This is a genomic window from Halorhabdus utahensis DSM 12940, assembly GCF_000023945.1.
GTDB lineage: Archaea > Halobacteriota > Halobacteria > Halobacteriales > Haloarculaceae > Halorhabdus > Halorhabdus utahensis.
Window position 1 is genome coordinate 2,918,688 of record NC_013158.1, and the last position, 21,378, is coordinate 2,940,065.

Below are 21,378 nucleotides of genomic sequence, written 5' to 3' on the forward strand. Positions count from 1 at the left end.
CCATCGGGCCAGGGGACCTAAAACCCCTGTCTCATCGGTTCAGCTGGTCTCCGGGTTCGTGGCTTTTCGGCGTGCTGGGGATGATGGCCCGCTGTGGCCATTCCGGCGATGGAGTCCCGCTGTGGCTACGAGCGTGGGGACTCGCCACCGTTGGTCTGGATTTGCTCGCGGATCTGATCCGGGACGGACGGGTCACGGAGCGTCGTCGTATCGCCGAGGTCCTCCTTGTTCGAGATGTTTTCGAGGACGCGACGCATGATCTTCCCCGAGCGGGTCTTCGGGAGATCCGAGACAAACAGGACGCGATCGGGGCGGGCGAACGCGCCGATCTCGTCCTCGACGGACGCGATGACCTGCTTCCGGACGTCGTCGCTGGCCTCGACGCCGTCTCTGAGCACGACGTAGACGTCCGGGACGTGTCCTCGCTCTCGATCCTCGCGGGCGACGACGGCAGCCTCGGCGATCGCCTCGACCTCGGCGACGGCGCTTTCCAGTTCCATCGTCCCGAGGCGATGGCCGGCGACGTTCATGACGTCGTCGAGCCGGCCGAGGACGCGATAGTAGCCGTCCTGGCCGTGGACGGCCCCGTCGCCGGTCTTGTACACCCAGTCGCGCCAGTCGTCGCTGTCGGTATCCGAGAAGCGCCGCCAGTACTCGTCGATGAACCGGTCGTCGTCGCCGTAGACCGTCTGGAGCATCCCCGGCCAGGGGCGCTCGATCACGAGGTTGCCGGCCCGACCACTCGCCGCTTCGATCTCCGTGCCGTCGTCCTCGTAGAGTGCCGGTTCGATCCCGGGACACGGTCGGCCTGCACTGCCCGGTTTCATGTCCTCGAGGGCTGGGAGGTTGGTGATGAGGTGGCCGCCGGTCTCGGTCTGCCACCAGGTGTCGACGATGACCGCATCCTCGTCGCCGACATGGTCGTAGTACCACTGCCAGGCTTCGGGCTGGATCGGTTCGCCGACGGTCGTCAGGTGCCGGAAGTCGAAGTCATGGCCCGCGAGGTGCTCCTCGCCCCACTTCATGAACTGCCGGATCGCTGTCGGCGAAGTGTGGAAGATGTCGACGTCGTAGCGCTCGGCGATCTCCCAGAGCCGCGAGCGGTCTGGATAGTCCGGCGTCCCCTCGTACATGACGCTCGTCGTGCCCAGGGCGAGCGGGCCGTAGACGATGTAGGAGTGGCCGGTGATCCAGCCGATGTCCGCCGCACACCAGTAGGTGTCCGTCGTCTTGATGTCGAGGACGTACTTTGAGGTGCCCGCGGCGTACGCCAGGTAGCCCCCAGTTCGATGTTGACAGCCCTTCGGCTTGCCCGTCGTGCCCGAGGTATACATCAAAAAGAGGGGGTCCTCGGCGTCGCGGGCGACGGGTTCGACGTGGGCACCCTGCTTGCCGGCGAGCACATCGTCGACGAGGACGTACGGGTCCTCGCCGGTGAGTTCGACGTCCTCGTGAAGTTCGTCGTGACGCGACCACAGCAGTGCCGTTTCGACGCTGGTTTCCTCGGCCTCGACCGCCTCGTCGGCCTTCGCCTTGTGATCGAGCCACTCGCCACGACGATAATACCCGTCGATCGAGACGACAACGTCACTATCTGCGTCGACGAGGCGGTCCGCCAGCGCGTTCGCCGAGAAACCCGCGAAGACGACCGAGTGGACGGCACCGATCCGGGCACACGCGAGCATCGTGATGGGCAACGCCGGGACCATCGGGAGGTGCAGCGTGACCACGTCGTCCTCCTCGACGCCTACCTCACGCAGGACCGCCGCCATTTCGTTCACTTGCCGGTGGAGATCCTGATACGTGATCGTGCGCTGTTCCCCGCCTTCGCCTTCCCAGATGAGTGCCGCCTGGTTCTTTCGCTCCGCGAGGTGTCGGTCCACGCAGTTGACCGAGGCGTTCAGCGAGCCGCCGACGAACCACTCGAAGAACGGCGGGTCACTCCCGTCGAACGTCTCGTCCCAGCGTTCCTCCCAGGTGAGCAACTCGGCGTACTCACTGAACCCGTCGGGAAACTCGTCGAACCGGTCATACACGTCGGGGTCGGTGACGTTCGCCCCCCCGACGAACTTCGCCGGCGGTCGATAGTAGTCCTGATCGGGCAACCGGGCTTCCAATTCAAGATCTTCATTTTCGTTCATGTTGTACGCACGACCGGGACGTGTACGCTGTCCAACGTGAACGTGCGTGAAGAGGCGACATTACCCTCTATTGGGCGGATATCGAGACAGAGCGGCTGGCTTGTGTATTCTCACTCGAACACTCTACTTCAGTCGCTCCTGCAGAAACGACGGGTGGACGGCAGCAACGCCATCGAGCGAGCCGATCTCCTCGTTGATGACGTCTCCGAGCGCGTCCCCGTCCGGGGCGCGCATCTCGGCCATCAGCGTGTGATCGCCACTGGAAGTGTACAACGCTTCGATGGCTGCAACGTCTTTCAGTGCCCGCGAGACATCGACGTACGCTTCGCTTTCGACGTCGACGCCGACGATGGCGATGGTTTCGCCGGGGAGTTTCTTTGGGTCGACGTCGGCCGAGTAACCCACGATGACGCCTTCCGCTTCGAGTTGCTCGATATACTTTCGGACAGTCGGCTTCGATACACCCACCTGGTCAGCAATCTCGGCGTAGGAGGCCTGCGCGTCCTCCTCGAGAACGTCGAGAATGCGCTCTTCCGTCGCTTCGGCGCTCATGCATGTTCCTTTCCGTTACGTCGAAAAATATCTTCCGAACGTGAAAGAAGTATCCGGCTTCGGACGAGGGGGCCGGTCGGTCGACGGCAGTGAGTGGTGTTACGTGTGGCGTTCGAGGAGATCGTAGCTCCGATCCCACTCGGCGTCCGCGTCGAAGTACTTCTCGGCCAGTGGCTCCTCCGGCATTTCGCCGATCGCCTGCTTTTCCTCGGTGTAGGACGGGCGGTCCTCATCGACGTAGAACCGACCGGTGAGGATCTCGCCCTCGTAGAGTTTGTCCTCGACCTCGTGCATCATCTCGCCGGCTTCCCGGCGGTCGGTGATGTCGAAGTCGTAGTCATCGGAGTCCTGAACGTCAGTGTAGGGGACGTACTGCTTTGCGTCCTTGTTCCAGGTCGGACACTGCGTGAGGAAGTCGACGTGGGCGAACCCGTCGTGTTCGATCGCTTCCACGAGGATCTCCTTCGCCTGGTTGGGATTGACCGCGGCCGTCCGGGCGATGTACGAGGCCCCGGAGGTCAGCGCCAGGCTCAGCGGTCGGATCGGGGACTTGGCACTGCCCGACGGTTGGGTCTTTGACTTGTGACCCTTCGGACTGGTCGGGGAGGTCTGACCCTTCGTCAGCCCGAAGATCTCGTTGTTGAACACGATGTACGTCATATCGTGGTTCTCCCGGGCGGTGTGCATGAAGTGGTTGCCGCCGATGCCGTAGCCGTCGCCGTCGCCGCCCGCCGCGATCACTTCGAGGTCGGGGTTGGCGAGTTTGGCGGCCCGGGCGATCGGGAGCGACCGGCCGTGAATCGAGTGGAATCCGTAGGAGTCGAAGTACGAATTGAGCTTGCTCGAACAGCCGATCCCGGTTACCGTCAGGACTTCCTCGGGCGTGCGGCCGACTTCGGGCATCGCCTGCTTGAGCGCCTTGAGGACGCTGAAGTCCCCACACCCGGGACACCAGGTGGCCTGCGGCTCGATGCCGGGGGTATACTCCTCGCTGTCTATCTCGCGATCCTCGCCGATTGCGCTGAATGCACTCATGATTAGTCACCTGCCGCTGGGACGAACGTGGTCGAATTGCCGGGGAGGTCGGTCTCCTCGTCGATGCTGGCTTCGAAGCCCTCGACGATCTCGGCCGGCTCGAACGGATTGCCGTTGTATTTCAGGAGACTCGAGAGTTTGTCGCCGAAGCGACCGAGTTCCTTCTGGGTCAGCCCCTTGAACTGCCCGCTGGCGTTCATCTCGACGACGATCGCCTCCTCGACGCTCTCTAAGAATTCGGTCATCTCGGCCTCGGGGTAGGGCATGAGGTCGCTGACGCCGATGGCCTTCACCGAGTGGCCTTCGTCGTTGAGGCGGTCGACCGCCTCGAAGACCGTGCCCTGCTGGCTGCCCCACGTGACGATCCCGTAGCGGGCGTCCTCGGGGCCGCGATACGCCTGGTTGGTTTCGCCCTCGTCGAGATCGCCGCGAATGGTATCGAGTTTCTCGAGGCGACGGGACATGTGGGCGACCCGGTTGTCCGGGTCCTCGTCGATGTGCCCGTAGTCGTTGGTCTCGTTACCCGACGTGAGGTGGCGACCGCCCTTCTGGCCAGGGACCGTCCGCGGGCTGACGCCGTCCTCGGCGTTCGGGTCGAAGCGCTGGAACGCGCCCGACTCGTGGTGGGCCGCTTCCTTGATCTCCTCTTCGGAGAGGACCTTCCCGAGGTCGGGGTTGGGCTCCCGATCGAAGAGATCGACCGGAACCGACCGGAGTTCACCCTCGATCTTCTGGTCGTAGACGACGATCGCCGGGATCTGGTAGTCGTAGGCGATCTCGAAGGCTGTCCGGGTCTGTTCGTATGCCTCCTTGACGCCCGCCGGCGCGAAGACGACGCGGGCGGAGTCGCCCTGGCTCGTATACAGGACGTGTTCGAGGTCGCCCTGTTCGGGTTTGGTGGGCATCCCGGTCGACGGACCGGCCCGCATCGCTTCGAGCAGGACGATCGGCGTCTCGGTCATCTCGGCGAGGCCGAGGGGCTCGGACATCAGCGCGAACCCGCCACCGGACGACCCGGACATCGCCTTGACGCCGGCGTGGCTCGCACCGAGCGCCATCGCGGCGGCGGCGATCTCGTCTTCGACCTGTTCGGAGACGCCCCCGAACTTACCCATGTGCTGGGACATGATCGTGAACACTTCGGTCCAGGGCGTCATGGGGTAGCCGGCGATGAACCGACAGCCCTCGTCGATCGCGCCGTAGGCGATCGACTGGGAGCCGTTCATCAGCGCCAGTTCCTGGTCGTTCTCGCCCGTCGGGACTTCCAGATCGTGGGTGAACTCGAACGCCTGGGCCTGCTCGTAGGCGTCGGCCAGCACGTTCAGGTTGTCCTCCTGGATGTCGCCGGACATGTTCTGGGTGATGAGCTCCTCGAAGTAGGAGACGTCCATCCCCAGCAGGGCGGCGGTGATGCCGACCCCGGCCGTGTTCCGCATGACGTCACGGCCGTGTTCCCGGGCGATCTCACGGAGATTGACCGGATACACGTGCCAATTGTTCTCTTCGGCCCGTTCCTCGAGGTTCAACTCGGCGACCTCGTCCTCGTCGAAGAGTCCGGTGTCGTAGACGATGACCCCGCCCTCCCGGAGTTCGTCGAGGTTCTCTCCGAGCGGTTTGCGTTCCTCGTTGCCGTAGTAGGCGTCCTCCGCGGGGTTCCGGGCGAAACTGTCGCCAAGCGACAGCAGGAAGTTATACCCGTCACCGCGCGAGGTGACTTCCTCGTCTTTGGCCCGTACTTCGACGTACGTGTGACCACCGCGAATCCGCGATGGATAGTGGCGGTGTGTGAAAATGTTGAGCCCCGCTCGCATCAGGGCTTTGGCGAAGTTCTGACTCGTCGAGGCGATCCCGTCTCCGGACCCGCCCGCAATTCGCCAGATGAGTTCGGTGTCTGTCATTGGTAAATCATCGGCCCCAGGTGGTGCCGTATTCGTTTCTGGGGTGGACTCACCAAAAGGGTTTCTGTTGTGTCAATTCTGGAATAATTGTGATAATTCCCACGTGAGAATTACGAGATGGTCCCGAAGCCACTAGCGGTGACCGTAAAACGGGCCTCGTGACGGCAAGAACTCGGCTCCGAACACGACTGCGCCCTCGGAACATACCCAAATCTGACAGGTTCGCGCCGGTCAGGCGCTCTCGGGCTGGCGGGCCCCTCAGCCGTCGGGTGTGGTGGCTTCCGGAACCTGGCCCGACCGAACGGCGTCGACGGAAACCGTCGCCTCGCGTCGTGCGGCGGCTTCGGCGGCGAGAATCACGTCGACCGCCCGTCTGGCTTCCCTGCCCGGGACGGCCGGCTCGCGATTCTCACGAACGGCTTCAACGAAGTCGGCCACCCCGCGAACGTGTCCGGCCCCCCATTCGAGTGACTCGACGTCTTCGTCGATGGCTGTCGTCTCTGCCCCGTAGTGGGTCTGTTCGCCCGTGCCGACCTCGAAAGCGACGATGTCTCCACCGGCGAGCGCGATCGAGCCCTCGGTCCCGTTGATCTCGATCCGATCGTCGCCACCTTTCGTCGCCGTCGTCGCCGAGATGGTCCCCAGCGCGCCGTTCTCGAACCGGACGGCCAGCGCGGCCGTCGTTTCACACCCCGCCGCGAGATCGCGGTCGTGCGAGTCGGTCACGGCCCGCACCGATTCGATCCCGCCCACGAGCCACTGCAACCGGTCGATCGTGTGGATCGCCTGACTCATGAGGACACCGCCGTCCAGGTCGCGCGTCCCCTTCCACGTCGCGTCGTCGTAGTACGCCTGCGGGCGGAACCACTTGACCTGGGCGTCGCCCAGCACCGGTTGGCCGAGTTCGCCGGCGTCGATCGCCGCTTTGGCCCGTCGCGTGGCGGGCTGAAACCGCTCCTGGAAGACGCCGGCCAGTGTGACGTCGGCCGCCTCACATGCGTCGATCATCCGATCCATTCGGTCGGCGTAGACGTCCAGTGGCTTCTCACAGAGGACGTCCGCGCCGGCCTGGGCGGCCTCGATCGTGACGTCCGCGTGGGTCCCACTCGGTGTGCAAACACTGACGGCGTCGAGGTCGCTGTCCTCGATCATCGCCGTCACACTGGTGTACCAGGCGTCGAGGCCGTGGTCGTCGGCGAACACGCGCGCACCCGCTTTCGACCGGTTCGCACAGGCCACGAGCGTTGCACCGTCGGCTGACCTGACGGCCTCGGCGTGTGTCGCCCCGATCCCGCCACAGCCGACGATCCCGTATCGAATCTGCGCCATGGGCTGGATCAGTGTGACACAGCCATGAGTGTTCTGACGGCGAGTGCGCGCGTGGGCTCACCACGTGCGTGACCTCGGCGTCACAGTTATCCAGATGTCCGTTCAATCAATCGCTATGGATTTCATCCGTCTCGGCAGCGGGGCGTCGGTGAGCGCGACCGGCGTGTTGGTCTTCGCCATCGCGCTGTCGGTCGTCTGGAACGGCGCGGTCTCGCTGTACGACGTCGCACTGGTCGGCATCGCCCTCGTCGTCGGACTCACACTGGTCGCGGCCGGCGCGGCACTTGTCGTCCTCGACGCACTCCGGACCGATCACGTCCTCCGTGTCGCGGGCTGGAACGCGCTCGGCGTTGTCGTTCTCGGTATCGTCCTCGCCCTGGTCAGCGCCAGCCCGTCGGTGTCGTTGCCACCCGTCGTCGTTGCAGACGTCCTCGGTGTCAGCGCCGTCGCACACGTGCTGATCGGCGTCAACGATGTCCGACGGATCAGAGTCGGTGAGCTGGCCCGGGAGCGACAGAAGCTGGCTGTCCTCAACCGCATCGTCCGGCACAACCTCCGCAACGACGCTCAGGTCCTGCTTGGCAACGCCGAGGCACTGCTCGGGGAACTCGACGACGACCGCCACCGTGGCATGGCCGACTCCATTGCCGGGAAAGCGACCTCGCTTGCCTCGATGAACGAGAAGTTGGGGAAATTCCAGGCCGCGATCGAACACGATTCGTCCGACGAGCGTGCTGTTGATCTCGACGATTTGATCGAGTCCGTCGTCGAAGAGCTGCGTGAGTCCTTTCCCGAGGCGACCATCGAGACTGACGTCCCTGCCGGACTGGCTGTCGAGGCTGACGACAAACTCGGGGATGCCCTCTCGGAAGCGATCGAGAACGCTATTCTCCACGGTGGTGGGGAGGTGCGGGTAGGTGCGACGCGACACGGTGGAGACGTGGATATCACTGTCACCGACGAGGGGCCCGGCATTCCGGAGCACGAACTCTCGTCGATCGCCGCGGACGCAGAGATCACGCAACTCGACCACGGAACCGGTGTCGGCCTCTGGGTTGTCCGGACGGTCGTCGACGCCTACGACGGGACGCTCACCTTCGACACCGAGGGTGGCACCACGATGACGATTCGACTCACTGCTGGCTGACCGGGCAGTGCCCGAATCTATAATTATTAATCGTAAGGTATATGCCCTCCGGGGTTGTAGAGTGCATACAGTGAGCGGAGTATGGGAACAGAAATACTCATTCCGACGGACTGCACGGATCGGTCAGGCCAGCGGCTACGGCGAGCGCTCGACGTCGCACGCCGGAAGGACGCGACGGTCCACGCGCTGTACGTGGTCGACACCCAGCGGTACGGGGAGCCGGCCCTGAGCAGCACCGAAGTGTTGATCGAATGCTTCGAGGACGAGGGACGAGACCATCTCCGCTCGCTCGTAGAGGAAGGCAAGCGCCAGGGCGTCGCCGTCGATGGGCACTGTCGGCGTGGCGATCCGGCCACGGAAGTCGCCCGGGCGGCCGAGGAGTTCTCGGTCGACCTCGTGATCCCGTGTCTGTCGGGTGTCACCGCGTCTCAGCTCCGACACAAAGGCCTCGATGCCGACCGAATCGCCGATCCCCGAGCCCCGGTCACGGCCTGACAATGACACGGCGGACCAGTGCGTAGCTTTCCAGGTCACAGTAGCCTTCGAGGTCACATTTTCGACGCCCGCTCCGGAAGTCAGTGACCGTCCTGGCGCTCAGACTTCGATCTCCTGCATCAGCTCGACGAGTTCGTCGAGTTCGGGGAAGGTATAGACTTTCACGTCGATGTCGGAGTCCAGCGCCTGGACGCGGGAGTCGAACATCAGCGCCATCTCGGAGTCACGCTCGCCGACGAGTTCGTCGACCATCCCGCTTCCCGGGCCGTACGTGAACGTCGGCGTCGAGATGTCGATGGTGGTCTCCAGGACGTTGGCCCACCCGTCGATGAAGCCCGAGGTCATGATGTTGCCGATCTCCTGGATGGCCGATCGTTCCATCTCGGTGAACCCATCCTGTTCCGGATCGCTGCCGCCCATGTCGCCGATCATGCCGCGAGCGAGATCCTTGGCGCTGTCGGCGTTCAGGAGAAAGAGGATGTGGCCGTGGGGCGGCTCTTCCAGCTCGATGCTGATGCCGATCTGTTTGTTGTCGCCGACGTGAGTCTTGATGTCGGGGACGTCGATGAAGTTGATCTTGGTGATCTCCATCTCCGTTTCCATCCCCGTCATCGTACTCAGATGCTCGGCAACAGTGTTGCCACCCTCCTTGGCCATCTTGTTGAACAACGCGAGCTTCCGAATGTCGATCATCAAACTCATGGATAGAGTGAACGTTACCCTCCCCTTCCCCGCCCTGCCTAATAAGTGGTGCACCCGTCGTTCTCAGCGACGAGAACGACACCGTGATCGGACGGGTCAGTCGACCCGAGTGGCGACGACGACTCCTTCGCCGACTGGCAACAGCGACCCAGCGAACCGAGGGTCACCGTGTATTGCCCGAACGAACGAGGCGATCCCCTCGGTCGTCTCGTTGGCCGCCTCGCGCTCGCCAGTCAACAGTTCGCGGACCGCGTCTGCGTCGATCCCGCCGCCGGCGATCGCGTTGTCGGCGACGACGATCCCACCGGGGGCGACTTTCTCGCGAACGGCCTCGAATGCCTCCCGGTATCGGGTCTTCTCGTTGTCGATCAGGACGATGTCGAAGGGGCCGTCGTACGCCTCGACGATGTCGATGGCGTCGCCGTGCTCGTAGTGGATTGTCGTGTCGAAGTCCCCGCGCGCGAGATAGTCTCTCGCAAGTTTCAGCTCGTCTTCGTCGACCTCCGTGAGGACGATTTCCCCGTCGGCAGCGAGACCGCGGGCGAACCAGTACGCCGAATAGCCATACCCCGACCCGAACTCGAAGACCGACTCGGCGTCGACCATGCGGGCGAACTGTTCGAGCCAGCCGCCGACCGCCGGCCCGACGGTCGGGAATCCTTCTGCCGCGGCGTACTCGTCCATCTCTTCGATGACGTCGTCGGGCTCCGGGCCGACGACCATCGCGTAGTCTTCGATCCACGCTGGGACGGTTGGCATATGCTACACCTGGGCTATGTGCGCTAAAACAGCGTCGGTCACTTTGAGACGGTCGGCGGACCGTTACCGGCTCCGGCTGACCGGAAACGCCACGCGGTCGGGATTCTCGTTGAATCGATCGAGGATCGTCTCGTACATGGCGTTGCGAGCGCGGGTTCCTCGACGCGGGTGGACGAGATATCGCAGGCGCAATTCCACCCAGGACTCCGCCTGGCTGATGTTGACTGTCGGCTCCTCGACCACGTCGAGTTCGACGGGCGTTTCGGCGAGGCGATCGCGATACTTCCCGATCTCTTGGGCCATCTCCTCGCCGAGGTGTTCGGTCGCGACGTCGATCATCACCTCGGTCGCGAAGTCCAGCTCTGTCTCGTAGGCGACTTGCACCGATAGCTCGTTCCAGACGTACGGGACGCCCTCGCCGTAGAAGTTGACGACGTGACTCGAGAGGACGACGCTGTTCGGGACGGTGATGATCCGGCCCGACGGCTGGTTCGTGGAGACCAGGTCGCCGTCGATCTCCCAGACCTCAGTGACGAAAAAGCCGATCGAGACGACATCGCCACGCGTGTCCTCGATGGCGATCCGGTCGCCGACCTGGTAGGGACGGTTGACCAGGATGTAGAACCACCCGATCAGCGAGAACAGGGGCTGCTGGAGGGCGAAGGTGACGGCGAACCCGACGACGCCCAGCGAGACGAGCATGCCGACCCACTGGTCGGTCAGCGCGCCCAGCGTCGCGACGGTCGCGACGATCCCGAAGGTGAGCCGAAGCACGTTCCGGGCGTCGTGTCGGCGGCGCTTGTCCACAGCGTGGCCCGAGAGATACGCCAGGACGAGCCAGTACCCGCCGAAGGCAGCCGAGAGGATCGTGACGATCGTCAGCGCCTCGACGAACAAGGCTTCCCCGGCCGGGTCGAACCACGGCACGCCGATCCGACCGACGGCGAGAGCGGAACTCGCGCTGGCGACCGCAAGGAAGACGAGCGCGTACGGAAGTCGTCGCGTCACACACCGCAACTCACAGGGCAGCGGGAAAACCGTTGCCCCGCGGGGCGGCGACCGTCGTCTGGAGTCGGGCACCTTCCGCGGTCGGAGGCGCTCACTCGGGCCGGACGCTGCCGTCCGTCCACTTGATGTTGCACCCGCGCGAAGGCCGGAACTCGTCGGTGAGCTCCCGGCCCGCGAGGAGGTCCTCGACGACGTTTCGCATCTCGAAGGTCTCGGGTTCTTCGTCGGGACTCATCGCGTCGTCGATCCGGCCGTGGTAGGCCAGCCGGAACGCGCCGCCGTCGTTTTCCAGCAGGAATGGGTCGGGCGTACAGACAGCGCCATACGCGCGGGCGATATCTTGGGATTCGTCACGGAGGTACGCGTCGTAGGCGATCGTGCCGTCCTCGACGAGTTCGACCATCTTCTCGAAGGAGTCATCGGGATACTCGTCGCTATCGTTGGCGTTGATGCCGACGACGGCGAGGTCGTCGTATTCGGCCGCTAGTTCGTTCAGCGGGTCAAATTTCGCCACGGCGTACGGGCAGTGATTGCAGGTGAACACCACCAGCACGGCCTCGTGGTCGGTGAAGTCCGCGAGGGCGTGGGTCTCGCCGTCGGTTCCGGGGAGTTCGAAGTCCGGGGCAACCTCGCCGCGTTCGATGGCCTCGCGTTCGGAGTCGAGTGCAGTCATGAGTCGATGACAGTTACTGGCCCGGCATACAAAAACGTGGAGTCACCGGCGAGCAACGTCAGTCCCCGACGAGCCGTTCGGTCGCCATCTCCTCGAAGCGGGCCGCGGCTTCGAGGACCTCGCTCCCCTCGTTGACCGTATAGACGGGCTCGGACTCGGAGTCGACGGCTTCGAGGACGCCGAGGTCGACGAGCTCGGAGACCGTGTCTTCGAGGTATAGTCGCTTCATCGGGACGTCGGCCGCCGTCGCGAGCTCCGAGCGGGTGACGTGTTCGTCCGGATCGAGCTCGACTGTGGCACGAATAAGCGACGCGGCGGCCTCCCTGGTCGCGACGAACTCCCAGCCGGAGGGCGAGTGATTAGCCTGCTGCATGCTCGACGGGTAGGGCAGTCGGCACCTTAAACCGACGGTCTCCGGTCGCCACGCTTGCGGGCCCCGTATGAGACAGCAAACCTTATTGGCCATCCTCGCCGGATCCCGTGTATGGACAGTCGCGACGAACTCCTGGAGTTACTCCGAGAGAACGCCCGCTACTCGACGACCGAGCTGGCGCGGATGGCGGACATGGACGAAGACGCCGTCGAGGAGACGATCGCGGACCTCGAAGCAGCCGGCGCACTCCGGGGCTACCAGGCCGTCGTCGACTGGAACGGTCTCGACCGCGAGCGCGTCCGTGCGACGGTCGAACTCAACGTCACCTTGGACCGGGAGACCAGCTACGGCGACATCGCCGATCGGATCGCCAAGTTCCCGGAAGTCACGACACTGCGGCTGATGAGCGGTGACTACGACTTCCTGATGGAGGTCGAGGGCGACTCGATGAGCGAGGTGTCGTGGTTCATCAGCGAGAAGGTCGCGCCGATCCCCGAGATCACCCAGACCGTCACCCACTACGTGATGGACTCCTACAAGGAGAGCGGCATCGAGTTCGGGGACGGCGACGAGGACGACCGTCTCTCGATCTCACCATGACCATCGAGCTATCCGAGCGGGCCCGGACCATCCCACCGTCGGGTATCCGGCGGTTCTTCGAACTCGCCGAGCAGCAGGACGACATCATCTCCCTGGGCGTGGGCGAACCGGACTTCTCCGCGCCCTGGAGTGCACGGGAAGCGGCCATCGCCTCCCTGGAACAGGGCAAGACCTCCTACACGGCCAATCGGGGCAAACTCGAACTCCGGGAGGCGATCGCGGGCCACGTCGCTGATGCGTTCGACCTCACGTACGATCCCGACGACGAGATCCTGGTGACGACGGGCGTTAGCGAGGCCGTCGATCTGGCCCTGCGGGCGATCGTCGATCCCGGCGACACCGTCGCCGTGGCCAAGCCCGCCTATATCTCCTACGTCCCGGGCGCGATCTTCGCCGGCGGCGACCCCCTCGACGTGGTGACCCGGCGGGACGACGAGTTCAAACTCACTCGGGAGGTGCTCGAAGCCAGCGGGGCGGCCGAGGCCGACGTGCTCGTGATGAACTACCCGAACAACCCCACGGGCGCGACGATGAACCGGGCGGAACTCCAGCCGGTCGCCGAATTCGCGCGCGAGCACGATCTCACGGTCCTGAGCGACGAGGTGTACGCCCAACTGAGCTACGAACACGACCACACCTCGATCGCAACGCTGCCGGGCATGCGCGAGCGGACCATCGTCTTCAACGGCTTCTCGAAGGCCTACGCGATGACGGGCCTTCGGCTGGGGTACGCGATGGGGCCGCCGGACGTGATCGCCGCGATGAACCGGATCCACCAGTACACGATGTTGTCGGCCCCGACCACGCCCCAGTATGCGGCCATCGAGGCGCTTGAACGCTGTGAGGACGACGTCGCCGAGATGCGCAACCAGTACAACCGGCGACGCCGGTTCGTCCTCTCCCGGTTCGAGGAGATGGGCGTCGACTGCTTCCCCGCGAGCGGTGCCTTCTATGCCTTCCCGGAATCGCCCTGGGATGACAGTGACGCCTTCGCCGAAGCACTCCTCGAAGAAGCAGGCGTCGCGGTCGTCCCGGGTAACGTCTTCGGCGATGCCGGCGAGGGCCACCTTCGCGTCTCGTACGCGACAGGGCTTGGCGACCTCAAGGAAGCACTGGCTCGCTTCGAGGAATTTATTTCGTAACGCGGTTGGCAGTTCATGACAGCCGGTGGGATGGTAGTCGTCGTCTGACGGGAACGTGACACGCGTCTTACGTAAGCTTTTTTCGTACGAGTGAGAGAATATTGGACAATGGCAATTGATGACAAAGATGGTGGGGACGGATCACTTCGTTCACGGGCCACCTCGCTGTTTGGGGACAGCGACGACGAGCAACCTGCCGAAGCGGAGGAGGAAGATGCCTACAACTGGGTGGACTTTCGGCGGGAGTTCCACGACGGGGGTGCCTTCGATCGGAGCGAATACCTCGGCTTCGACCCACATCGGACTGCGGCGGTACTCAGAGAGCGCGCGAGTGATGCGGAGACGTTAAACACACACTGGCAGGCCTTCGCCGACCCCGAGACCACACCGGTTCGCAAGGGGGAGTATTACTGGGAACACTTCAAACGGGAGTACTATTACGAGTCCGACGGGTCCGTCCCGCACGACGACGCGGGCGAGAAGATCCCGTTCGAGGAAAGCGACCATCTCGGGTTCGAGCCGGACGAGCTAGCGGGGCGGATGAGCCACGGCCAGAACCTGGCCGAGGAACTCGTCGACCTCGTCGACGAACGGACGGTCGACGTCAACGAGGAGTTAGACGAGGACGCCTTCTTCTCGACGGTCGAGGGCAACACGACGGTCGTCAATCGCTACGACCTCGAACGGGCCGTCCCGATGGAGAAAAAGCGCCACTTCGAGGAAGTCGAGCGCTACTGGGTCAACAAACCCTACGCCTGTGTCGTGCTCTTTCACTCGAAAAAGGAGAACGAGCGCAAGTACTACGTCATCGAGCCCGCGCTCAACGACATCGAGCGCGAACTCAAGGGGTTCCTGGGCAACAAACTCAAGACGGCGATCAAGTACGCCGAGGAGGGTGTCGGCGTCGAAGACGGGGAAGCCGACCGGGCCGCAGTCATCGAACGCGAGGCTCAGGATCTCCTCAAGCGATACGATATCTACGAGGACGCCATCGAGTCGGGGGCGGGAACGGGGTCGACCGACTGGCTCAAGGAGCTGGTGGGCATGGACACCGAGACGGATGCGATCGAGCCGGCAGAGGAGTCCTCGGCGCTTGCGGGCATCGCGGCGCGGCCGGAACCCGCGATCATCGAGGAGGACCCCGACACGCTCACCGAATATCAGGTCGAGAAACTCCTGTACCTGCTCAAACGGGACTACATCGGCTACGGCAAGATCGACCCGATCAAACACGACATCAACGTCGAGGACGTTTCGTGTGACGGGTACAACTCCCGGGTGTTCGTCTATCACACCGACTACGAGCAGATCATCTCCAACGTCGAGCACGGCGAGTCCGACCTCGACGACTTCGTGGTGAAACTCGCCCAACGATCCGGAAAGGGCATCTCCAAGCGCCAGCCGCAAGTCGACGCCACCCTGCCGGACGGGTCGCGTGCCCAACTCACCCTCGGTCGGGAGGTCTCCGATCACGGGACCAACTACACCATCCGGCAGTTCAAGGACGTCCCGTTCACGCCGGTGGACCTGATCAACTGGAACACGTTCTCGTTGGACGAGATGGCGTTCCTCTGGCTCGCGATCGAGAACAACAAGTCGATGATCTTCGCCGGCGGGACGGCATCCGGGAAGACGACCTCGCTGAACGCGATCTCGCTTTTCATCCCCAGCAACGCCAAGATCGTCTCCATCGAGGACACGCGCGAGGTCGAACTCCCCCAGCGCAACTGGGTTGCGTCGGTGACTCGCCCCTCTTTCGGGGAGGACCAGACGGGAGACATCGACGAGTTCGACCTGCTGGAAGCGGCACTCCGCCAGCGGCCGGACTACATCGTCATGGGCGAGGTCCGTGGCGAGGAAGGGCGTGACCTCTTCCAGGTCATGTCGACCGGTCACACCGGGTACTCGACGTTCCACGCCGACACGGTCGGTGAGGTCATCAAACGGTTCACGACCGACCCGATCAACGTCTCGAAGACGCTCTTTACGGCGCTGGATCTCGTCTCGATCCAGACCCAGACCCGGGTGCAGGGCCGGAAAGTCCGCCGGAACAAGACCCTGACCGAGATCAACGAGTACTCCCCGGAGAACGACGAGATCAACGTCAGGGACGTCTACCAGTGGCAGGCCGAGTCCGACGAGTTCCTCCAGATGGGGTCTTCGAGCACCTTAGAGGAGATCAAATTCGACCGCGGGTGGGATCAGGACACCCTCGACGAGGAACTGTTCATGCGAAAGGTCGTCCTTGCGTACCTCATCGAGCAGGGCCTGAACACCTACACCGAAGTGGCGGCGACGCTACAGGCGTTCATCAACGATCCGAAGACGATCATGACGCTGATCGCTAACGATCAACTCGATCACAGCCTGGAGGACCTCCGGGAAATGGAATCCGTCCAGATCACGGTCGACCCGGCAAAGGAGGAGATGGTCCCACGACCGGATCCGCCGGACGAGCTCTTGAGTGAGGCGACGGACGTCCTCGAGAACGCGACGCCGTTGTTTGACCGATACAAAGAACAGGCACGGACGGACATCGTGAGCGCGCTGGCCGACGTCGAAAGTGACGACGCGCTCGCTGAGGACGATGACGACGTTGACTTCGGTCGGTTCGTACCGAAAGCAGGGACTGACGGGGTCGAGGGAGAATGAGCCTGGAGCGCCGGCGCGCGGGGTCACCCATCGGTGAAGCGGGGGGACTCGGCGATACGTTCTACCCACTGTTCGGCCGTCTATTCAACGAAGACGGCGATTTCGTCGCAAACGTCGAAACGAAACTGGCCGAAGCCCGGATGGCGGACAACGTCGAGATGTTCCTCTCGCGGGCCCTGGCTGTCGGGTCCATCGCCGGCACGTCGTTGTGGCTCGTCGGCATGTTGCTCGGCTATCTGCTGGTCGCGACGGTCCTCGCCGGTCAGGTACCGTCCTTTCTGGGGCTGGGCTTCCCGAAGAGCGTGCTCCCGGTTATTCAGGCGCTGAAGCTGCCCTTCCTGATGATCGTTTCGGGCCTGTTGTTCGGCACGATCGGCTTTGCCGTCGGGTTCGGATCGCTGGTTTCGATCCCGTACTTCCGGGCCAGTGCCCGTGAACGCCAGATCAACGTGATGCTTTCGGACGCCGTCTCGTTCATGTACGCGCTGTCGGTCGGTGGCCTCAACCAGCTCGACATTCTCGAGGCGATCGCGGCCGCCGACGACACCTACGGCGAGGTCGCAAAGGAATTCCAGAGTATCGTCCTGGAGACGACGTACTTCGATACGGACTACCGCACAGCGATCCGGAACCAGGCCATCCAGACGCCCAGCGACGAGTTGAGTCAGTTCCTGACGGACATGCTCTCGATCGTCGACTCCGGCGGGGACATGACGTCGTTCCTCGAAGATCAGAAGAACAAGTACATGCGCACGAGCAAGCAGACCCAGGAGCGCATGCTCGAAACCCTCGAGCTGTTCGGGGAGATGTACATGACGCTGTCTTTGTTCCCGCTTCTGTTGATCATCATCCTCGTCGTGATGAGCATGATGGGCAACGCGAGCACCCAGCTCATGTACATCACCGTCTACGGGCTGATCCCGATGATCAACGTCGCCTTCCTGGTGCTCGTCTCGACTGTCACTTCCGATGAGAGCAGCGATGGGTTCTTGCTCCCTGACGATCCAAAGATGCGCGCCCAGATCGAAGGGGAAACGAACCTGTTCAGCCTCGGTCTGATCGAGCAGTACACGGGGAGCTACGACATCTTCGATCGGATCAACGACCGCGAAGGGACCCACCAGGTCATTGATATACTGAAAGCACCGCACATTTTCCTGCGCGACAATCCGCCGTACGTGCTTGCCGTGACGATCCCCATCACGCTGGTTGCTCTGGTGCTCGCCGTGTTGATGGGGTGGGCACCCACCTCTCTGGATGGGATGATCGCCGACCCCCTTCAGGGAACGTTCTTCTGGCTGTACGTGCCGGCGTACATCAATTTCATCCCCCTTGCGATCTTCCACGAGTGGAACGTCCAGTACCGACACTCGATCATCGGGAAGCTCTCGGAGAACCTCCGAAAGCTCTCGAGTGCCAACGAGACGGGGATGACGTTGCTCGAGTCGCTGAATATCGTCGCTCGGACGTCCTCCGGTCGGCTGGCCGACGAGTTCTCGATCATGCACCGGAAAGTCCAGTACGGGACGAACCTCAAGCAGGCACTCCGGGAGTTCAACAACAAGTATCACGTCCCGCGGCTGAGTCGAACGGTCAAACTCATCAGCGAGGCCCAGGAGGCCTCCAACCAGATCCAGGACGTGCTCTCGACGGCCGCCCAGGCCAGTGAAAACCAGGACGACATCGATCGTGACCGCAAGTCCCGGACGCGGATGCAGGTCGTCATCATCATCATGACGTTCCTGACGCTTTTGGGCGTCATCGCCATGCTGAAGGTCCAGTTCTTCGAGACGATGGCCGGTCTCTCACAAACAGCCGACACCGGGGAGTCGATCGGCGGCCAGCAATTCGGTTCGAGCATGCCCAGCAACGACCTGCTCTCGATGCTGTTCTTCCACGCAGTCTCGTTGCAAGCCATCTTCTCGGCGATCATCGCCGGTTACATCAGAAACGTCCGGATCATCTCGGGACTGAAGTACGCCATTGCGCTGATGACGATCTCGCTCGTGGTGTGGATGGCCATCGGCGGGTGATCAGCCGCCGACCTAGTCCAGGGGCTTGCTGAGTTTGATCGTGACGACCCGGATCAACACGTCATCGTTGTTGAGGCATTCTCCTTGCGTGGCTCCGCCGTTCCAACCCCATCCGTTGGCATTCTCGAAGAACCGTTCCCACTGCTCGGGATGGGCCGTCTCCGAGACATCGAGTTTGAGGTCAAGGGTTGTGCTGGCGTCTCGAATCTGTTGGTGGTCGACGCGCTCGGCCTCGAAGGTCGCGTACTCGTTGTTTCCGCTGAAGGGCACCGAGTCTGGGACGTTCGATGGCTTGATCACGATGTCGTTGTTGAACGCTCCTGCCTCGTATATCGAATTGTCTGTCGTCAGATTGACCAGCGAGACGATCGTGGTGCCATCGGGTGAACACGTGATCGAAGGCCCGTACCTCGGCGTGGCGTAGTCCGTTCGAAAGACCCCGCCGCCCTCGTAGGCGACGTAGATCGTCCGATCCGAGCGCTCGAAGCGTGTCTCCAGCGCACCGATCGGGATCTCGGCAGTGTCCGGGTTCCCGTCGAGCGCCGATAGATCGATCTGGGAACTCTTGATAGTGACTTTCGTCTGATTGAAAAACAGGTTCCCGTCACCCGGTGAGATGTCGAACTGTCGGTAGGCGTCGCCGCTTCGGTGGATGTTGTCAAGTGTCGAGGCGACGGCCTGGGTGCCACGGTCGTTGTTCTGGACGTGCTGTGAGCCGGCGAGATCGACGAGTGAGCCGACCGCGAACATCGAGACCAGGGCAACGCTGACGATGATGATCGAGAAGGTGAGTGTGAACGCGACGACGTCGGAAAGCGCTCGCTCGTCGTCCGGACCCCCGTCAGTGTCGCGAGTCAAACGTCGTGGCTCCATCAGGGACACCCCCCGAGCGTGATCGACTCATCACACAGCGAGACGGTGACGTTCGACCCTGTCACCCGTCCCGGGACGATGTCCGCGTCGGTGTCGATCTTCCGGGTGACAGATTGGTCGAGCCGACTCACACTCACTTCGAGCACCCCCTGGCCACTGCCATCCGTTCGTAGCTCAATCCGATAGTTATGGGAGTCGATGATCCGATCGGGATAGTCGAGGGTCAGCGTCATGCTGACGTTTTGGCCGGTCGCTGCGAGACGGTCGACTGTATTGATGTGTGACATCACGTCCCCATTGATCTCCGAGAGCTGGTCGTGACTGATTCGCTCTTCCTGCGTCTCCAACAGGGTTCCCGACGCACTGAGTAAACCGATCAGGAGGACGCCCGTGATCGCAATGGTGAGTCCGTGTGTGATCGCGACCGACACGCCCCGGGTGTCCCGGGCGAAGGACCTGCTTCGCCCGGTGAGCGCGACTAGCACCCTCCAGTCTCTCATGAGTCAGTCACCTCGAATACCGTGATGTTCCCTTCGTAGGTTACGCTTGGATCCGCTGTCTTGAGGATGAACGTCGGCATGAGGTCGATGCCGGACTTATCGACGCAGTCCACTCCGCTTGCCCCACAGTCGGCCTCCACGGCTGAGATTTCGATTGTCGAGCCATTGATGTCCGCACTGTTATGGAGCGTCACGTTGTTGAAATCACCATAGTCGACGCTGAGGTTCCCACAGAAGTCATCGTCCGTGCTGATCTCGCCGGTCCCGTTGTAAAGATCGACCTGGACTACACTACTGCCGGTGAAGTCACAGAGATCACTGCCCTCAAATTCAACGTCACTGTTAGTCACATTCAGGAACCTGGTGCCAGCGTCGGTGTCGTTGAATTCGAGCGCGACTTCCTCTGTGGGTCCCAGCGTCGCGTTCACCGAGACCAGCGGTGCCTCACCAGCCGCATTTTCGAGGAGTCGTTGCGTCCCGCTCAATGATGTGCTCCCGGTGTGAGACACGATCGCCCCCTCAACCGCTGCGCTGTCGTTGTACGTGGCGTTGACGACCATTGCCCGATCACTGGTGAGGAGTTCGTTGTACTCGGTCCCGAACGTTTCGACAACCGTCTTGAAATACTGCTGGTCGACGAACGCGACCCGGTTGTCGTTCGTTGCGATGTCGCTGGCATTGGTGGCAAGAAACGCGGTTCGGAGCTCGTCACGGAGTTCCATCGTGCTTCGTTCTGTCTCGGCGAGACTCGACGCGTCGGAACTGACGGCGACCTCGGGCGAGGAGTGGACTGAGTTGAGCAGGACAACGCTGCCGAGCACCGTCAGCGCGATCATGAGGGCAGCGATTACGACTAGTTGGCCCCGGTCGTCGCCACGGCCGTTCCCGGGCGTCACCATACGATCACCTTGAGTTTGACCATGCCGTAGATCTCACTGTCCGTGTCGTGATCGTCCAGATAGAACTCGTCGCTACTGGCATTCTCGAGTGTCTTCCCCGTTGGGGTGCACGTCCCTCCGGTCCGGACTGGGTCACTATCGTACAGCATCACCTGATCGATGACGGTCCCTGACGCACGCTGTGGGACCGACCGGCTCGACAACGACTCGGTCTGGATGGTCCCGCTGGAGTTGATATACTCGAGGGTGATCGTATACGTTCCTCGGTTCTCCAGGGTCTCTTCCAGCAGCGTTTCGAACGCTGTGTCGGGCGGATCACCGGGATCGAGCATCGCCGGTTCGCCGTCGGTGTCGACACAGGTTGCCGTCGAGCGAAGGAGATTGTCCTCTCTGGCGAGGCTCATCACGTCGGCTGCCTGTGTCTCGATCTCCCTGAGATGGTCGCCGTCGTTGTCCGCCGGCGCGACGTCAACGATCTGCATTCCCAGGATGAGCGCGATCCCGATGATGAGCACGCCGATGACGCCTTCGAGTGCGTAGGCTTGCCCTCTGGTGGTTCCCGTCATG

The 21,378-nt window shown here is 62.8% G+C and carries 20 protein-coding genes; 6 read left to right on the forward strand and 14 right to left on the reverse strand.

Translation table 11 applies throughout. From position 1 onward, the window contains the following. Positions 1 to 125: 125 nt before the first annotated feature. The 5 genes from acs to HUTA_RS13955 form a co-directional block, all read right to left on the reverse strand. A complete protein-coding gene (gene acs, locus HUTA_RS13935; RefSeq protein WP_015790568.1) occupies positions 126 to 2,141 on the reverse strand; it encodes an acetate--CoA ligase in 2,016 nt (671 codons plus the stop codon). Positions 2,142 to 2,264: 123 nt separating this feature from the next. Further along, positions 2,265 to 2,693, reverse strand: a complete 429-nt coding sequence (gene lrpA1 / locus HUTA_RS13940) for an HTH-type transcriptional regulator LrpA1 (protein WP_015790569.1) — start codon at positions 2,691 to 2,693, stop codon at positions 2,265 to 2,267. A gap of 99 nt (positions 2,694 to 2,792) precedes the next feature. Next, positions 2,793 to 3,728: a thiamine pyrophosphate-dependent enzyme gene (locus HUTA_RS13945; protein WP_015790570.1), complete on the reverse strand. Its 936-nt coding sequence runs from the start codon at positions 3,726 to 3,728 to the stop codon at positions 2,793 to 2,795. Between the two features lie 2 nt (positions 3,729 to 3,730). Further along, positions 3,731 to 5,626 carry a 2-oxoacid:acceptor oxidoreductase subunit alpha gene (locus tag HUTA_RS13950; RefSeq protein WP_015790571.1) on the reverse strand — a complete coding sequence of 632 codons (1,896 nt, stop codon included), beginning with the start codon at positions 5,624 to 5,626 and terminating at the stop codon, positions 3,731 to 3,733. Positions 5,627 to 5,884: 258 nt separating this feature from the next. Next, positions 5,885 to 6,955 (reverse strand): Gfo/Idh/MocA family protein, encoded by a 1,071-nt coding sequence (locus tag HUTA_RS13955; RefSeq protein WP_015790572.1) that lies wholly within the window; start codon positions 6,953 to 6,955, stop codon positions 5,885 to 5,887. A gap of 115 nt (positions 6,956 to 7,070) precedes the next feature. Here HUTA_RS13955 and HUTA_RS13960 point away from each other — a divergent pair, with 115 nt between their 5' ends. Both HUTA_RS13960 and HUTA_RS13965 read left to right on the forward strand, forming a co-directional pair. Continuing rightward, entirely contained in the window at positions 7,071 to 8,102 is a 1,032-nt protein-coding gene (locus tag HUTA_RS13960) for a sensor histidine kinase (RefSeq protein WP_015790573.1), read from the forward strand. 81 nt (positions 8,103 to 8,183) lie between these two features. Further along, the gene (locus HUTA_RS13965) at positions 8,184 to 8,597 is read left to right on the forward strand and encodes a universal stress protein (protein WP_015790574.1); all 414 of its coding nucleotides are present in this window, start codon (positions 8,184 to 8,186) and stop codon (positions 8,595 to 8,597) included. 99 nt (positions 8,598 to 8,696) lie between these two features. Here the strand turns inward: HUTA_RS13965 and HUTA_RS13970 are convergent, their stop codons facing one another. The 5 genes from HUTA_RS13970 to HUTA_RS13990 all read right to left on the reverse strand — a co-directional run bounded on the left by HUTA_RS13970 (position 8,697) and on the right by HUTA_RS13990 (position 12,112). Then, a complete protein-coding gene (locus HUTA_RS13970) occupies positions 8,697 to 9,299 on the reverse strand; it encodes a chemotaxis protein CheC (RefSeq protein WP_015790575.1) in 603 nt (200 codons plus the stop codon). A gap of 96 nt (positions 9,300 to 9,395) precedes the next feature. After that, complete coding sequence (locus HUTA_RS13975) at positions 9,396 to 10,058, reverse strand: O-methyltransferase (protein ID WP_015790576.1); 663 nt, start codon at positions 10,056 to 10,058, stop codon at positions 9,396 to 9,398. Between the two features lie 63 nt (positions 10,059 to 10,121). After that, positions 10,122 to 11,066, reverse strand: a complete 945-nt coding sequence (locus HUTA_RS13980) for a mechanosensitive ion channel family protein (RefSeq protein ID WP_015790577.1) — start codon at positions 11,064 to 11,066, stop codon at positions 10,122 to 10,124. A gap of 91 nt (positions 11,067 to 11,157) precedes the next feature. Beyond that, on the reverse strand, positions 11,158 to 11,739 hold the full coding sequence (locus tag HUTA_RS13985; RefSeq protein ID WP_015790578.1) for a thioredoxin family protein: 582 nt from the start codon (positions 11,737 to 11,739) through the stop codon (positions 11,158 to 11,160). 58 nt (positions 11,740 to 11,797) lie between these two features. Continuing rightward, positions 11,798 to 12,112, reverse strand: coding sequence for a hypothetical protein (locus tag HUTA_RS13990; RefSeq protein ID WP_015790579.1), 315 nt, complete (start codon positions 12,110 to 12,112; stop codon positions 11,798 to 11,800). 111 nt (positions 12,113 to 12,223) lie between these two features. Here HUTA_RS13990 and HUTA_RS13995 point away from each other — a divergent pair, with 111 nt between their 5' ends. The 4 genes from HUTA_RS13995 (at position 12,224) to HUTA_RS14010 (ending at position 18,539) form a co-directional block, all read left to right on the forward strand. Next, a complete protein-coding gene (locus HUTA_RS13995) occupies positions 12,224 to 12,712 on the forward strand; it encodes an Lrp/AsnC family transcriptional regulator (RefSeq protein WP_015790580.1) in 489 nt (162 codons plus the stop codon). Continuing rightward, a complete protein-coding gene (locus HUTA_RS14000) occupies positions 12,709 to 13,854 on the forward strand; it encodes a pyridoxal phosphate-dependent aminotransferase (protein ID WP_015790581.1) in 1,146 nt (381 codons plus the stop codon). The genes HUTA_RS13995 and HUTA_RS14000 overlap by 4 nt, the downstream gene beginning before the upstream one ends. A 108-nt stretch (positions 13,855 to 13,962) precedes the next feature. After that, positions 13,963 to 16,506 carry a type II/IV secretion system ATPase subunit gene (locus HUTA_RS14005; RefSeq protein ID WP_015790582.1) on the forward strand — a complete coding sequence of 848 codons (2,544 nt, stop codon included), beginning with the start codon at positions 13,963 to 13,965 and terminating at the stop codon, positions 16,504 to 16,506. Next, the gene (locus tag HUTA_RS14010) at positions 16,503 to 18,539 is read left to right on the forward strand and encodes a type II secretion system F family protein (RefSeq protein WP_015790583.1); all 2,037 of its coding nucleotides are present in this window, start codon (positions 16,503 to 16,505) and stop codon (positions 18,537 to 18,539) included. Before HUTA_RS14005 ends, HUTA_RS14010 begins: the two co-directional genes overlap by 4 nt. A 12-nt stretch (positions 18,540 to 18,551) precedes the next feature. Here the strand turns inward: HUTA_RS14010 and HUTA_RS14015 are convergent, their stop codons facing one another. Genes HUTA_RS14015 through HUTA_RS14030 form a run of 4 tightly spaced genes read right to left on the reverse strand, consistent with a single transcriptional unit; the run spans position 18,552 to position 21,377 of the window. Continuing rightward, positions 18,552 to 19,412 (reverse strand): DUF7289 family protein, encoded by an 861-nt coding sequence (locus tag HUTA_RS14015; protein WP_015790584.1) that lies wholly within the window; start codon positions 19,410 to 19,412, stop codon positions 18,552 to 18,554. Next, positions 19,412 to 19,912, reverse strand: a complete 501-nt coding sequence (locus tag HUTA_RS14020; protein ID WP_015790585.1) for a DUF7266 family protein — start codon at positions 19,910 to 19,912, stop codon at positions 19,412 to 19,414. The genes HUTA_RS14015 and HUTA_RS14020 overlap by 1 nt, the downstream gene beginning before the upstream one ends. Next, the gene (locus tag HUTA_RS14025) at positions 19,909 to 20,811 is read right to left on the reverse strand and encodes a DUF7261 family protein (protein ID WP_015790586.1); all 903 of its coding nucleotides are present in this window, start codon (positions 20,809 to 20,811) and stop codon (positions 19,909 to 19,911) included. The genes HUTA_RS14020 and HUTA_RS14025 overlap by 4 nt, the downstream gene beginning before the upstream one ends. Continuing rightward, entirely contained in the window at positions 20,805 to 21,377 is a 573-nt protein-coding gene (locus HUTA_RS14030; RefSeq protein ID WP_015790587.1) for a DUF7288 family protein, read from the reverse strand. Before HUTA_RS14030 ends, HUTA_RS14025 begins: the two co-directional genes overlap by 7 nt. Position 21,378: the final 1 nt, after the last annotated feature.

Bases quoted from the DNA above. Each gene is read 5' to 3' on its own strand.
- HUTA_RS14015 (WP_015790584.1), bottom strand. From the start codon at position 19,412: ATGGAGCCACGACGTTTGACTCGCGACACTGACGGGGGTCCGGACGAC.
- HUTA_RS13970 (WP_015790575.1), bottom strand. From the start codon at position 9,299: ATGAGTTTGATGATCGACATTCGGAAGCTCGCGTTGTTCAACAAGATG.
- HUTA_RS14000 (WP_015790581.1), top strand. From the start codon at position 12,709: ATGACCATCGAGCTATCCGAGCGGGCCCGGACCATCCCACCGTCGGGT.
- HUTA_RS14010 (WP_015790583.1), top strand. From the start codon at position 16,503: ATGAGCCTGGAGCGCCGGCGCGCGGGGTCACCCATCGGTGAAGCGGGG.
- HUTA_RS14020 (WP_015790585.1), bottom strand. From the start codon at position 19,912: ATGAGAGACTGGAGGGTGCTAGTCGCGCTCACCGGGCGAAGCAGGTCC.
- HUTA_RS13955 (WP_015790572.1), bottom strand. From the start codon at position 6,955: ATGGCGCAGATTCGATACGGGATCGTCGGCTGTGGCGGGATCGGGGCG.
- HUTA_RS13990 (WP_015790579.1), bottom strand. From the start codon at position 12,112: ATGCAGCAGGCTAATCACTCGCCCTCCGGCTGGGAGTTCGTCGCGACC.
- HUTA_RS13985 (WP_015790578.1), bottom strand. From the start codon at position 11,739: ATGACTGCACTCGACTCCGAACGCGAGGCCATCGAACGCGGCGAGGTT.
- HUTA_RS13960 (WP_015790573.1), top strand. From the start codon at position 7,071: ATGGATTTCATCCGTCTCGGCAGCGGGGCGTCGGTGAGCGCGACCGGC.
- acs (WP_015790568.1), bottom strand. From the start codon at position 2,141: ATGAACGAAAATGAAGATCTTGAATTGGAAGCCCGGTTGCCCGATCAG.
- HUTA_RS13965 (WP_015790574.1), top strand. From the start codon at position 8,184: ATGGGAACAGAAATACTCATTCCGACGGACTGCACGGATCGGTCAGGC.
- HUTA_RS13975 (WP_015790576.1), bottom strand. From the start codon at position 10,058: ATGCCAACCGTCCCAGCGTGGATCGAAGACTACGCGATGGTCGTCGGC.
- lrpA1 (WP_015790569.1), bottom strand. From the start codon at position 2,693: ATGAGCGCCGAAGCGACGGAAGAGCGCATTCTCGACGTTCTCGAGGAG.
- HUTA_RS14005 (WP_015790582.1), top strand. From the start codon at position 13,963: ATGGCAATTGATGACAAAGATGGTGGGGACGGATCACTTCGTTCACGG.
- HUTA_RS13995 (WP_015790580.1), top strand. From the start codon at position 12,224: ATGGACAGTCGCGACGAACTCCTGGAGTTACTCCGAGAGAACGCCCGC.
- HUTA_RS13950 (WP_015790571.1), bottom strand. From the start codon at position 5,626: ATGACAGACACCGAACTCATCTGGCGAATTGCGGGCGGGTCCGGAGAC.
- HUTA_RS13945 (WP_015790570.1), bottom strand. From the start codon at position 3,728: ATGAGTGCATTCAGCGCAATCGGCGAGGATCGCGAGATAGACAGCGAG.
- HUTA_RS14025 (WP_015790586.1), bottom strand. From the start codon at position 20,811: ATGGTGACGCCCGGGAACGGCCGTGGCGACGACCGGGGCCAACTAGTC.
- HUTA_RS14030 (WP_015790587.1), bottom strand. From the start codon at position 21,377: ATGACGGGAACCACCAGAGGGCAAGCCTACGCACTCGAAGGCGTCATC.